Source organism: Salinibacterium sp. G-O1, from assembly GCF_030063305.1.
GTDB lineage: Bacteria > Actinomycetota > Actinomycetes > Actinomycetales > Microbacteriaceae > Rhodoglobus.
On the sequence record NZ_JASISV010000001.1, the window covers coordinates 499,179 to 511,601 of the forward strand.

General features: G+C 66.8%; 10 protein-coding genes. 7 read left to right on the plus strand and 3 right to left on the minus strand.

Going from position 1 to position 12,423, the window contains the following annotated elements:
• Window positions 1-9 precede the first annotated feature (9 nt).
• Genes QMG83_RS02450 through QMG83_RS02470 form a run of 5 tightly spaced genes read left to right on the plus strand, consistent with a single transcriptional unit; the run spans window position 10 to window position 4,725 of the window.
• Window positions 10-2,265, plus strand: coding sequence for a heavy metal translocating P-type ATPase (locus tag QMG83_RS02450; protein ID WP_283504507.1), 2,256 nt, complete (start codon window positions 10-12; stop codon window positions 2,263-2,265).
• 4 nt (window positions 2,266-2,269) lie between these two features.
• The gene (locus QMG83_RS02455; protein WP_283503779.1) at window positions 2,270-2,914 is read left to right on the plus strand and encodes a TetR/AcrR family transcriptional regulator; all 645 of its coding nucleotides are present in this window, start codon (window positions 2,270-2,272) and stop codon (window positions 2,912-2,914) included.
• Entirely contained in the window at window positions 2,911-3,426 is a 516-nt protein-coding gene (locus QMG83_RS02460) for a CarD family transcriptional regulator (protein WP_283503780.1), read from the plus strand. Before QMG83_RS02455 ends, QMG83_RS02460 begins: the two co-directional genes overlap by 4 nt.
• Before the next feature lie 19 nt (window positions 3,427-3,445).
• Entirely contained in the window at window positions 3,446-4,342 is an 897-nt protein-coding gene (locus QMG83_RS02465) for an EamA family transporter (protein WP_283503781.1), read from the plus strand.
• 2 nt (window positions 4,343-4,344) lie between these two features.
• The gene (locus QMG83_RS02470) at window positions 4,345-4,725 is read left to right on the plus strand and encodes a hypothetical protein (RefSeq protein ID WP_283504508.1); all 381 of its coding nucleotides are present in this window, start codon (window positions 4,345-4,347) and stop codon (window positions 4,723-4,725) included.
• A 10-nt stretch (window positions 4,726-4,735) separates the two neighbouring features.
• Here QMG83_RS02470 and QMG83_RS02475 read toward each other — a convergent pair whose 3' ends face one another.
• From QMG83_RS02475 to QMG83_RS02485, 3 genes are all read right to left on the minus strand, one after another.
• Entirely contained in the window at window positions 4,736-5,512 is a 777-nt protein-coding gene (locus QMG83_RS02475) for a DNA-formamidopyrimidine glycosylase family protein (protein WP_283503782.1), read from the minus strand.
• A complete protein-coding gene (locus tag QMG83_RS02480; RefSeq protein ID WP_283503783.1) occupies window positions 5,505-10,061 on the minus strand; it encodes an ATP-dependent helicase in 4,557 nt (1,518 codons plus the stop codon). Before QMG83_RS02480 ends, QMG83_RS02475 begins: the two co-directional genes overlap by 8 nt.
• A gap of 61 nt (window positions 10,062-10,122) precedes the next feature.
• Window positions 10,123-10,746 carry an alpha/beta hydrolase gene (locus QMG83_RS02485; RefSeq protein ID WP_283503784.1) on the minus strand — a complete coding sequence of 208 codons (624 nt, stop codon included), beginning with the start codon at window positions 10,744-10,746 and terminating at the stop codon, window positions 10,123-10,125.
• Between the two features lie 64 nt (window positions 10,747-10,810).
• On the opposite strand from QMG83_RS02485, the gene QMG83_RS02490 reads away from it, so the two are divergent.
• The gene (locus QMG83_RS02490; protein WP_283503785.1) at window positions 10,811-11,350 is read left to right on the plus strand and encodes an NUDIX hydrolase family protein; all 540 of its coding nucleotides are present in this window, start codon (window positions 10,811-10,813) and stop codon (window positions 11,348-11,350) included.
• Between the two features lie 13 nt (window positions 11,351-11,363).
• Window positions 11,364-12,419: a glycoside hydrolase family 130 protein gene (locus QMG83_RS02495; RefSeq protein WP_283503786.1), complete on the plus strand. Its 1,056-nt coding sequence runs from the start codon at window positions 11,364-11,366 to the stop codon at window positions 12,417-12,419.
• Window positions 12,420-12,423 lie beyond the last annotated feature (4 nt).

Consider the following 12,423-nt stretch of genomic DNA (forward strand, 5'->3'; position numbering starts at 1 on the left):
ATCGGGGGTATGACCTGCGCGTCGTGTGCGACACGAATCGAACGCAAGCTCAACCGCCTCGACGGAGTCACGGCCACGGTCAACTACGCCACCGAGAAGGCCCGCGTCACGGCGGACGGCGTCGACGCGGCGACCCTCATCGCCGCGATCGAAGCCACCGGATACACCGCCGTCGAACCGGCACCGGTGGTGCCGGACGATGACGTCGAAGTCGCGCCGATCGATGGCGAGACCGCCGAACTTCGGCGGCGACTGATCATCTCCGCCAGCCTGACGGTGCCCGTCGTGTTGCTGTCGATGATCCCGCTGCTGCAGTTTACGAACTGGCAATGGCTCGCGCTCACGCTCTCGGCCCCCGTGGTCGCGTGGGGGGCGTGGCCCTTCCACCGTGCTGCAGCAATAAACCTGCGCCACGGCGCGACCACCATGGATACCCTCATCAGCGTCGGCGTACTCGCTGCCTTCGGCTGGTCGCTCTACGCGCTATTTTTCGGCATGGCGGGCGTGCCGGGGATGCACATGACGTTCAGCCTGTTCGCGCATCCCGAGTCTGGCGCCAGCGAAATCTACCTCGAGGTCGCGGCGGCCGTGACGGTCTTCATCCTCGCCGGACGATACATGGAGGCTCGAGCGAAGAAGCAGTCCGGGGCGGCGCTGCGCGCGTTGCTGCAGTTGGGGGCAAAAGACACCACGATCGTGCGCGACGGCGTCGAGTCCCGGGTGGCCGTGGCATCCCTCGTCGTCGGAGACACCTTCGTCGTTCGTCCCGGCGAAAAGATCGCCACCGACGGCCTCGTGGTCGACGGCGCATCTGCGGTCGACCTCAGCATGCTCACGGGCGAATCGGTGCCGGCCGAGGTGGGGCCAGGCGATCGGGTGGTCGGTGCCACGGTCAACGTCGGTGGGCGGCTTATCGTCGAGGTCACACGCATCGGTGCTGACACCGAACTGTCCCGCATCGCGCGAATGGTTGAAGACGCCCAGAACGGAAAAGCTCAGGCGCAACGGCTGGCCGACCGGGTCTCGGCGATCTTCGTTCCCGTCGTCATTGGGCTGGCGGTGCTGACCTTCGTCGGCTGGATCATCGCCGGTGGCTCACTCGAGCAGGCCTTCACCGCAGCAGTCGCGACGTTGATCATCGCGTGCCCCTGTGCGCTGGGACTCGCGACACCGACGGCACTCATGGTGGGCACCGGGCGCGGATCGCAGCTCGGCATCATTATCCGTGGGCCACAGGTGCTCGAACAGACCCGCACCGTCGACACCATCGTGCTCGACAAGACAGGAACCGTCACGACCGGCACCATGGTCGTGCAGTCCGTCACGGCCTTGGCGGGCAACGACGAGCGGACACTGCTCGCGATGGCAGCGGCGGTTGAGCACCCCTCGGAACATCCCGTGGCTCGCGCGATCACCGACCACGCCAGCGGAGCCGGAATCGAGATCGCGCAGGCGGAATCCTTCGCCTCCCATGCCGGCCGTGGGGTGCAGGCGACCGTGGACGGCCACCTCGTGCTCGCAGGTAAAGCGAGTTGGCTGACGGAGTCGTGGGCGGTTGCTATCAGCGACGACGACCTCGCGCACATCGCGGCCGAAGAGTCGCGTGGGTCGACGGTAATTGCTGTTGCCTGGGATGGCGCGCTGCGCGGCATCCTGACCGTGCGGGATGCCGTCAAGGCAACCAGCCCCCTCGCGATCAGCCGCCTTCGTGCGCTCGGTCTTCGGACGGTGCTGCTGACCGGAGACAACGAGGGAGCGGCCAGCGTCGTGGCGAACGAGGTTGGCATCGATGAGGTGCACGCCGGAGTGACGCCGCAGGGCAAGCTCGACGTCATCCGCGACCTGCAGGCGCGCGGGCGCGTTGTCGCCATGGTCGGCGACGGCGTGAACGACTCGGCGGCGCTCGCCGCGGCCGACCTCGGCATCGCCATGGGCACCGGTACCGACGCGGCCATTGCCGCCAGCGACATCACCATCGTCAGCGGCGACCTGCTGGTCGTCGCCGACGCGGTCAGGCTGTCCCGCCGCACGCTGGCGGTGATCAAGGGCAATCTGTTCTGGGCTTTCGCGTACAACGTTGCCGCAATTCCGGTCGCGATGCTCGGCTTGCTCAACCCGCTGCTCGCCGGCGCGGCGATGGCGTTCTCGTCGGTGTTCGTCGTCACGAACAGCCTGCGACTTCGCCGGTTTGCCGCTGCAGCATCACAGGGGTCAAGGGGCCCCAAATATACTTCTCGGACAACCGTCCGAGAAGTGATAGAATGATCTGATGCAAACGACTGGAGACGACGAGTTCCAGTCCTCCCGTATCGTCAGCAGCGTCAGCACAGACCCGCGTGCCGAGCACACCCGCCAGCTGGTTTTTGCCGCCGTGCGCCAGGTGCTCTCTGATCGCCCCACGCGCGTGACCGTCGCCGATATCGTGCGTGCCGCAGGGATCAGCCGCAGCACCTTCTACGCCCACTTCGGCAGCCTCGATGAACTGGCCGTAGAAGTTTTGCGTCGACAGTTCGACGAGATCGGCGATCTAGGGGTCGACTGGCGCCGCGACGACATGATCCCGGGTCGTGCCGCAGCCCGACTGGGGTTCGGCCGGCTCATCGACCACATCGTCGACAACTTTCCGTTGTATTCGAGTGCGCTGCAAACTCCACACACTCGAAGCGCCTATGACGCACTCGTCGAGAGCTATGTGACCCGCCTGATGCACGCCGTGATCACCCTCGACACCGTGCCGGACGATGTGGACGCGAAACTCGTCTCCACCTTTATCGCCGGCGGGGCGATGACGCTCATCAGTGCGTGGATGCGCGGACAAATAGAACTTTCGGATGACGACCTGGTTCGCCAGCTCGTTGATCTGCTTCCCCACTGGATTCTCGAATCCCCAACAAAAGAAACGACACAACAATGAAGATCGAAATCGGCGAGACCCTCGTTTACCCCCACCACGGCGCTGTGACCATCACCGAGATCAACACGCGTTCCATTCGGGGAGTCGAAACGCGGCTGATGACGCTTCGCGTGCACACCAGCGAGCTCACCATCCAGTTGCCCGTCGACAACGTTGAGCTCGTAGGCGTGCGCGATGTCATCGACGCTGACGGTGTCACCGCCGTGTACAAGGTGCTGACCGACGAATTCATCGAAGAGCCAAGCAACTGGTCGCGCCGTTACAAGTCCAACCAGGAAAAAATGGCCAGCGGAAGCGTCTACCGCGTCAGCGAGGTCGTCAGGGACCTGTGGCGCCGTGACCAGGAGAAGGGCGTCTCGGCGGGCGAAAAGCGCATGCTCGAGAAGGCGCGCCAGATCCTGGTGTCCGAGCTCGCGCTCGCCCAGGGCATCGTGGATGAAGAAGCAGCGGTGCTGCTTCTGGGCGTGCTGTCGAGTGCGACTCCCGCCCCACAGGACGTCGTTCCCGCCTAACCTCGATCAACGTCGAGGCATGAGTACCGTTTCATCCACCCGAACTGGCGCGCCCGCACTTGGCGCTTCGGGTCTTGTTGTTGCCGGCCTGATCTGCCAGGAGGTCGGCGCCGCCTTTGCGGTGACGTTGTTCCCTTCGGTTGGTGCGGTCGGCATGGTGAGCCTGCGGCTCGCCTTCTCGGCCGCCATCCTGATGCTCGTGTTTCGACCGCGCCTACGCGGCCGTTCACGCGCAGACTGGATGACGGTGCTGGCGTTTGGGCTGTCGCTCGCCGGTATGAACGTGCTCTTCTACGAGGCCCTCGCGAGGCTGCCTCTCGGGGTGACCGTCACCATCGAGGTGCTGGGGCCGCTAATTCTGTCTGTGGTCGTCAGCCGCCGGGCATCGAGCTGGCTGTGGGCGGTGCTGGCGTTTGCGGGCGTCGCGATTCTGGGCAGGGGCGGATTCGACTCGCTCGACCCGATCGGCGTGCTGTTCGCGGCGGGGGCTGGCGCGCTCTGGGTGGCGTACATCCTGATGTCTGCGCGCACCGGACAACGGTTCGAGCGGCTGGACGGGCTCGCGATCGCCATGACCATGGCTGCGCTCGTGGTGGTGCCGTTCGGCACCGTGACCGCCGGGGCTACGATCATCCACCCGCAAATCCTGCTGCTGGGGCTTGCCGTCGCCGTGCTGTCGTCGACGATTCCCTACGGCCTTGAACTGCTCGCCCTGCGTCGGCTTCCGGCCGCGACCTTCTCGATTCTGTTGAGCCTCGCGCCGGTGCTCGCCGCGCTCGCGGGCCTTCTCATCCTCGGTCAGCAGCTGACCGTACTCGACCTGCTCGCGATGGTGCTCGTCGTCGTCGCCAGTATGGGCGCGGTACGGGCGGCCAGCCGCCGATCGCGCACCCTAATCACTGAGGTAACCCCATGACGATGATCTCGCGTCGAGAGGCTGCATTGCGGCTCGACATTCCGCTGGAGATGGCCCGGCGCCATGACCTTCCGACCCGGATGTCTGAGCAGCAGCTCGACGCCCTGCGAGCCGACCCACCGGCGTGGCTGGCCCAGTCGTGGGCGAACCGCACCGGCAAGAAGCCCGTGTGGGTGCAGCTGACCTGCGACATCTGTGGATTCACCGAAGCGGCCCGCCCCAAGAAGTGGTGGCCGGCGTTCACCTGGATGACGTGTGCCGACCATCATCCCGACGAATTGCAGGCCGTGGCAGCGGGGCTGGTGCGGCGCGAGGTCGATGGCATCGGGAGCCGCTTTGTGGGAATCGTCGACGAGGCGCCCGGCGAGGCCGAGCCCTCCTAGCGTCGTCTGGTCACGACTGGCAACTCGGGCACCAGAACGTTTCCCTGAGCTGGAGCGGGTTGTTGCCCAGCGTGCCCTTCAGGATCCTGGTGCCGCAGCGAAGGCAGGGTTTCCCGGCCCGGCCGTAGACCCAGTCCGTGTCTCCCCGGAGCTTTCCGGTGGTGGTGCGTTCGGTGCGGTCCTTGTTGGCTTCGATCAGCTTCTTCGCGAGCGCGACCATTCTCGGCAGGTCATTCACCTCGCCGACCGGTCGGGTCGGCAGCACCCCCCGCAGAAAACACAGCTCGCAGCGGTAGACGTTGCCGAGCCCCGCGAGGTTGCGTTGGTCGAGCAGGGCAAGCCCTATCTCGCGCGCTGGATCGCTCGCAAGATTCTCGACGGCTTGTGCGGGGTCCCAGTCCGAGCCCAGGATGTCGGGGCCGAGGTATCCCACCACCGAGTCTTCCGCTGCGCGTTCCACGACCTCGAACAGGCCGAGCTCGAACCCGACCGCGGTGAACTCATCGTTGGCGATGATGGCACGAGCTTGATATTCGGGCCGTCGCCAGCGCGCCCCTGTGGGGTAGATGTGCCAGGAGCCCTCCATCTTGAGGTGACTGTGCAGGGTATATTCCCCGACCCGCATGAGCAGATGCTTGCCGCGACTGACGACCTCTTCTACAACGTTTCCGGTGAGGTCAACTGTCGCGAATTTCGGCACGCGGATATCGCAGCGCGTCAGCACGGTGCCGTCGAAAACCTTCGCGAGGTTCTTCGCGGAACGGTAGACGGTGTCGCCCTCAGGCACGAAGCCTCATGCCTTGGGGCGTCGATGCAAACCCGGCTTCATCCAGCATCGAGCCCAGGGTCGTTCCGACCGAGAACTCGCCGTCGATCCGTTCGATGCGAAGTTTGCCGATCCTGCTGCGCACGATCGCCGTCAGCGACACGGCCGCGGCCCGAAGGGCATCATCGTCGGCCGTGAAGGTGAGGACGGTTTTGCCGCCCCGCTCGACATAGAGCACGAGTGATCCGTCGACCATGACTACGAGCGCGCCGGCTTTGCGGCCGGGACGATGGCCGCGCTTCTCCGCTGGCACCTGCGCGACACCGGGCTCCGTCTCGACCGCGACGGGAGCACCGGGCCAGGGCAGAGCCGCGCCGTAGGGATTCGCCGGGTCGGTCGCCGCCAGGGTTACAGCCTCGAGCTTCGGCGCAGCATCCGGTTCGAGCACGAAGTTGCGCAACCGGTCGACGGTGGCCCCGGTCGCGAACTGGGCGGCGCCCAGCCCATCCACGAAGTAGCCCCGCCGTGCGCGACCCGACTCCTCGAAACCGCTCAGCACCTTGTAGGCGAGGGCGAAACCGCCGCGCACCCCCTCGCTGACGACGGCGCCGCGCGTAACAACGCCGTGCCGTTCGAGCATGGATTCGGCCATCGCCTTCGCACGAACTGTCGTGTCACCTTCGGCGAGCGGCAGCAGTGACCAGCGGCCACCGCCGGTCGGGGGCCCCGAGTTCATCACCCTGGCCGAACTCGAACGTCCGCGGAGCGAGCGCGTGCGCCTCGGCGCCGCAGGCCCGCCCAGATACGAGCGCAGCGGGGAGAAGGTGTCGTTGGTGACGAGCCCGGCCCACACCAGATCCCACAGCGCAGCGTTCAACAACTTGTCGTCGGTGCTGCCCACGGCCTGACCGAGCTGCCGGAAGAAGTAGGCGCCGCCGCCGGCGAGGGCCTCCAGAATGGAACGCTGAAGCTCTGTGGTCTCGTCGCCGCTCGGTTCGGCGAGGGTGACTCGCGCGGTGTCTGCGAGGTGCAGGCTGACCCAGCCGTCGCTGCCGGGCAGCACACCGTTGCCCGACCAGATCACCTCACCGGAGGCGGTCAGCTCGTCGAGCCACGCCTGCGAATAGTTCGGCACGCGCGCAGGCAGCACAAGAGACTCCCACGCGGATGCCGGCAGCGCCACACCGGCGAGCTGGTCGATGACTTGGGCCACGCCGTCGACGCCGCGCAATGGACCATTCACGTTCTGCCACACCGGCAGGAACCGGCCGAGCGCGGACTGTTCGACCGGCTCAACCTCCTGACGTAGCGCTGCGAGTGAACGCGACCGGAGGCGACGCAGCACCTCCACCGAGCACCACTCGGTTCCGCTGGCACCGGGACGGAACTCGCCGTCGATGACGCGACGGTCGGCCGCAAGCCGACGGAGGGTGTCGGTGACGACGGCTGTTCCGAGGCCGAACCGCGTCGCGGCATCCTGCACGGTGAAGGGGCCGTGCGTGCGCGCGAAGCGGCTGACGAGGTCGCCGACCGGGTCGGGAACGGGTTCGATGAAGGCGGATGGCACGCCGATGGGCAGCGGAACGCCGAGGGCGTCACGCAGTCGGGCTGCATCCTCCACGACGGCCCACTGCTGCGTGCCCGCGATGGTCACCTTCAGCGCGCGGTTGGCTCGTTGGAGTTCGGTGAGGGCGTCAGACACCTCAACCTCGGGCAGACACCGTTCGGTGATCTCGTCGATGGACAGCGGACCGAGCATCCGGAGCAGGTCGACGACACCCTCGGAGTTTCGAGCCTTGCGGTCGGGAGCCAGCCGCTGAAGTTCCAGTTCGACCTGGTCGATGACGGCAGGATCGAGCAGCTCTCGTAGCTCAGCACGCCCCAGCAGCTCAGCGAGCAGGGTCGGGTCGAGCGACAGCGCCGCCGCCCGGCGCTCGGCCAGCGGCGAATCGCCCTCGTACATGAAGGCGGCGACGTACCCGAACAGCAGCGACCGCGCGAAGGGCGACGGCACTTCGGTCTCGGCCTCGACCATGCGGATCTTGCGTGTCGCAAGCTCGTTCGTGAGTGTCATCAGCGCCGGAAGGTCGTAGACGTCCTGGAGCACCTCGCGCACGGTCTCGAGCACGATCGGGAAGCTCGGGTACTTGCGCGCGACATCCAGCAACTGGGATGCCCGCTGCCGTTGTTGCCACAGCGGCGAGCGTCGACCGGGGTCGCGGCGGGGCAGGAGCAGCGCCCGCGCCGCACACTCCCGGAAGCGGGCGGAGAACAGGGCGGAGCCGCCGACCTCCTCGGTCACCGTGGCTTCGAGCTCATCCTTCTCGAAGAGGAACAGTTCGGCGCCGGGCGGCTCGGCATCGGAGTCGGGGATGCGCACCACGATCCCGTCGTCACCGGCCATCGCGGCGCCATCCACTCCCAGCCTGTCGCGAACGCGTGCGCTGATAGCCAGGGCCCACGGCGCATGAACAGGTATGCCGTAAGGGGAATGTAGGACGACCCGCCAGTCGCCGAGCTCGTCTTTGAAGCGCTCGACAACGAGAGTGCGGTCGGTCGGCACCTGTCCGGTTGACTTCTGCTGCTCGCCGACGAGCGCGATGAGGTTGTTCACCGCGCGCTCATCCAGCCCGATGTTCTCGACCCGGGTGCGGGCGTCGGCGGCCGAGCTCGTCGAGATCTCGCGCACGAACGAGCCGATGGCGGCGCCGAGTTCGGCGGGGCGGCCGAGGCCGTCGCCCTTCCAGAACGGCACCTTGCCGGGCTGACCGAAGGCGGGCGAGACGAGCACCTGGTCGTGGGTGATTTCCTCGATGCGCCAGCTGGTGGTGCCAAGCGCGAAGATGTCTCCGACGCGCGACTCGTAGACCATCTCTTCGTCGAGTTCACCCACGCGTCTGCCCGGTGCGCCGGGGTCGCCGCCGACCATGAAGACGCCGAACAGCCCGCGATCCGGGATCGTGCCGCCGGAGGTCACGGCCAGCCGTTGGGCGCCCGGACGCCCCGCGATCGTTCCGGCCACGCGGTCCCAGACGATGCGGGGGCGCAGCTCGGCGAACTCGTCACTGGGGTACAGACCGGCGAGCAGATCGAGGGTGGCGTCGTAGGCGCTGCGCGGGAGGGTCGCAAACGGCGCACTGCGCCGCACGGTATCGAACCACTCCTCGACGTCGATCGCCTCGAGGGCTGTGGCCGCGACGGTCTGCTGGGCGAGCACGTCGAGCGGGTTCGCCGGCACCGCGATCGCTTCGATCTGGCCCGACTTCATCCGTTCCACGGCGACGGTCGTGTGAATGAGGTCGGTGCGGTGCTTGGGGAACAGCATGCCTTTCGAGATCTCACCCACCTGGTGTCCGGCTCGACCGATGCGCTGCAGTCCGCTCGCGACCGACGGCGGGGACTCCACCTGAATCACGAGGTCGACGGCTCCCATGTCGATGCCGAGTTCGAGCGAGCTCGTCGCCACGACGCACCGCAGGCGGCCGGACTTGAGGTCGTCTTCGATGATCGCGCGCTGCTCTTTGGAGACCGAGCCGTGGTGCGCCCGCGCTAACAACGCGGTGGAGCTAAAAGAATCGCGCAGCGATTCCGCGACCCCAGCGCCGACCGAGCCTGCGAGGGAGGACGCGGACGCCTCAACGCGTTCAACGTTGATGTCGTTCAGCCGTGACGTCAGCCTCTCGGCCAGCCGACGCGAGTTCGCGAACACGATAGTGGAGCGGTGCTGCAGAATCTCGTCGACGATGCGCTCTTCGACGTGGGGCCAGATCGAGCCGGTCGCCTCAGCGGTAGCCCCGGCAGACGAACCGCCGCGGGGCTCGACCGTGCCCGGCTCCGTCATGTCTTCCACCGGCACGATCACCGAGAGGTCGAAGGTCTTCGCGGCCGGGGGCTGCACGATGGTGACGGGGGCTCGCCCGCCCAGAAAACGCGCGACCTCCTCGAGCGGACGCACCGTGGCCGACAAGCCGATGCGCTGTGCCGGCTTCGGCAGCAGCTCATCCAGGCGTTCGAGAGACACCGCGAGGTGGGCTCCGCGCTTCGTCGAGGCGACGGCGTGCACCTCGTCGACGATGACAGTATCGACGCCAACCAGCGTCTCGCGGGCGGCCGAGGTGAGCATCAGGTACAGCGATTCGGGCGTCGTGATCAGGATGTCCGGCGGAAGCCGCGCGAGCAGCCTCCGATCGCCGGGGGTGGTGTCGCCGCTGCGCACACCGACTGTCACGTCGGGGGCGGTCAACCCGAGCCGCCGGGCGGTCTGCGTCACCCCTACGAGCGGGGCGCGGAGGTTGCGCTCCACGTCGACACCGAGCGCCTTGAGTGGGGAGATGTAGAGCACCCGGGTTCGGGCTCTCGGATCTTCGGGCACCGGGCGGGATGCGAGTTGATCGATCGCGTACAGGAACGCCGCGAGGGTCTTTCCCGAGCCGGTGGGCGCGACGACCAGGGCATGTGCGCCGGATGCGACGGCCTCCCACGCGCCGAGTTGGGCCGGGGTGGGCGCGCTGAAGGCCCCGTCGAACCACTCTCGTGTTGCGGGGGAGAAGCTGTCGAGCACCGAGCCCATCCCACCATCATCCCGTGCGCCACCGTCATCCGAGAGGGGTTGCGCTCAGGGCGTGCGCCGCCTAGCCGTGGCTGCGCAGGAACCCGCTGAATTCGGCAAGCTCCGGCGTCGAGATGGAGTGGCCGATGCCCTCATAGCTGCGGATCGTCGCGGTGGTGTGCTGCGGAATCCATGCTGCCGTGCGGTCGATCGCCTGGCTCGGGATGACCGCGTCGTCGGTTCCACGGCCCCAGAAGACAGCCGGCTTCACCTCGGCCAGTCGCGCGTCGCCGGCGTGCTCGCCTGAGGCGATGAATCCTGACAACGAGACCGTCGCGGCAAACCGTTCGGCGTCGTGGCGCAGCAGCTGGAGGGCAAGCGCGCCGCCCTGCGAGAACCCGAGCAGACTCACCGCACCAGAGTCGATGGTGTCGAGCCAGTCGATGACGGCTGCGGCTGCGGCATCCACTTTGTCCATGGGCGGCTCACCCGCCGGGCTGTCCTGGCGCGACCACCACGCCCAGCCGCCGCTCTCGGCGATGGGCGCGCGCACGGCGGCGATCACCGGTTCGAGTGGCAGCGCCGGGGACATGGCGAAGAGGTCACCCTCGTGCGAACCGTACCCGTGCATCAGCACGAGCAGCGGTCTGCCTGCCCTCTCACGTTCGGGGGCTGACCAGAGAATCGCTGACTCGTCCAATTTCACCTGTCCATACTCGCACTGCTGCATGCCGGTCGGCGCGGAACGGTGAGTTGGGTGACAATGGAGCATGGCATCCACAGGCACTCCCGACCCGAATTCAGGCTGGTTGAGCGACGAGGAACTCGCGGAGACCCGCCGCCGCCTCCCGCTGCTCTATGTGGAGGCCGTGCCGGTGCGTGTCGATGGTCTCGGTCGCGTCACCGAGGTCGGCACGCTGCTGCGCGCCAATGACGGCGAGTTCACCCGCACCCTCGTTTCTGGCCGCGTGTTGTACGGCGAGACCGTTCGCGACGCGCTGTTCCGCCACCTCGAAAAAGACCTGGGGCCGATGGCCTTCCCGTTGCTTCCGGCGAGCCCGCTGCCGTTCACGGTGGCCGAGTATTTTCCCTGGCCCAGCGAAAGCCAATTCATGGATGCGCGCCAGCACGCTGTTTCGCTCGCGTTCGTGGTGCCGATCACCGGCACGTGCGAGCCGCGCCAGGACGCGCTCGAGGTCACGTGGATGCGACCGTCTGAGGCGGCATCCGAGTCCATCACCTCCGACATGGAGGGTGGACGCGGGGCACTGCTGCGCGCCGCGCTCGCCTCCGTCGGCGTTCTTCCGTAGGGGGAGTAAATAGATGACCTTCCCGTACACACTCACGCGCGTTGGCGTAGTTATGGCGCCGGAACCCGGCAACGACCAGGAGATCGAGGGTGTTCTCAACCCTGGCTCCGGCCGCGATCAGGACGGCAACCTCTACCTGCTTCCCCGGATCGTCGCCGCGGGAAATATCAGTCGCGTCGGACTCGCTCGAGTCGTGATCTCCGACGGTGTTCCCACCGGGGTCGTGCGCGAAGGCGTGGTTCTCGAGCCGGATCGCGGCTTCGAGTTTGGCGTTGGGCACGGTGGTGTGGAGGATCCTCGGGTGACGTTCATCCCGCGCCTCGGGCTTCACGTGATGACCTACGTCGCATACGGCCCGCTGGGGCCCCGCACGGCGATCGCCACATCCACGAACATGCGTGACTGGAAACGCCTCGGACCGGCGCACTTCCTCTACGAGGATGAGCTCGATATGGATCTCGGTCTCTTCCACAACAAAGACACGGTGTTCTTCCCCGAGCCGGTGACCGCACCGGACGGTATCGAGTGCTTCGCCGTGCTGCACAGGCCGATGTGGGATATCGGCGAGACGGCCCCGGGGGAGGGGGTGCGAACACCGGCGGGAGTGGATGACGCGCGGCAGAGTATTTGGATCAGCTACATCCCCGTGGATCTCGTGTTGGCCGACATCCGGAATATCACGCTGTGGGGCCAGCACCGTTTCGTAGCGGGGCCCGAATTCCCCTTTGAAGCTTTGAAGATCGGTGGCGGCCCTCCACCGCTGAGGGTTCCGGAAGGGTGGCTCGTCCTCCACCACGGAGTTACCGGAACGATCGACGGCGCCTTCGAGCAGCAGAGGAACGTGAACTACAGAGCGGGCGGGATGATCCTGGATGCGCTTGATCCGTCGAAAGTGGTCGCGCGTTCGACGGAGCCGCTACTCGAGGCGGAGACTGAGGAGGAACGCAACGGCATCGTGCCGAATGTCGTCTTCCCGACCGCGATCGAGGAGATCGACGGCCAGTTGTGGGTGTTCTACGGGATGGCCGACACCAAAATCGGTGTCGCGCGCCTCGATCGAGTCGTTTAGAACG

Excerpts from the sequence above, each read along its gene's own strand:
- QMG83_RS02495 (WP_283503786.1), top strand. The coding sequence starts at position 11,364 with ATGACCTTCCCGTACACACTCACGCGCGTTGGCGTAGTTATGGCGCCG.
- QMG83_RS02460 (WP_283503780.1), top strand. The coding sequence starts at position 2,911 with ATGAAGATCGAAATCGGCGAGACCCTCGTTTACCCCCACCACGGCGCT.
- QMG83_RS02450 (WP_283504507.1), top strand. The coding sequence starts at position 10 with ATGACCTGCGCGTCGTGTGCGACACGAATCGAACGCAAGCTCAACCGC.
- QMG83_RS02470 (WP_283504508.1), top strand. The coding sequence starts at position 4,345 with ATGATCTCGCGTCGAGAGGCTGCATTGCGGCTCGACATTCCGCTGGAG.
- QMG83_RS02465 (WP_283503781.1), top strand. The coding sequence starts at position 3,446 with ATGAGTACCGTTTCATCCACCCGAACTGGCGCGCCCGCACTTGGCGCT.
- QMG83_RS02455 (WP_283503779.1), top strand. The coding sequence starts at position 2,270 with ATGCAAACGACTGGAGACGACGAGTTCCAGTCCTCCCGTATCGTCAGC.
- QMG83_RS02490 (WP_283503785.1), top strand. The coding sequence starts at position 10,811 with ATGGCATCCACAGGCACTCCCGACCCGAATTCAGGCTGGTTGAGCGAC.
- QMG83_RS02480 (WP_283503783.1), bottom strand. The coding sequence starts at position 10,061 with ATGGGCTCGGTGCTCGACAGCTTCTCCCCCGCAACACGAGAGTGGTTC.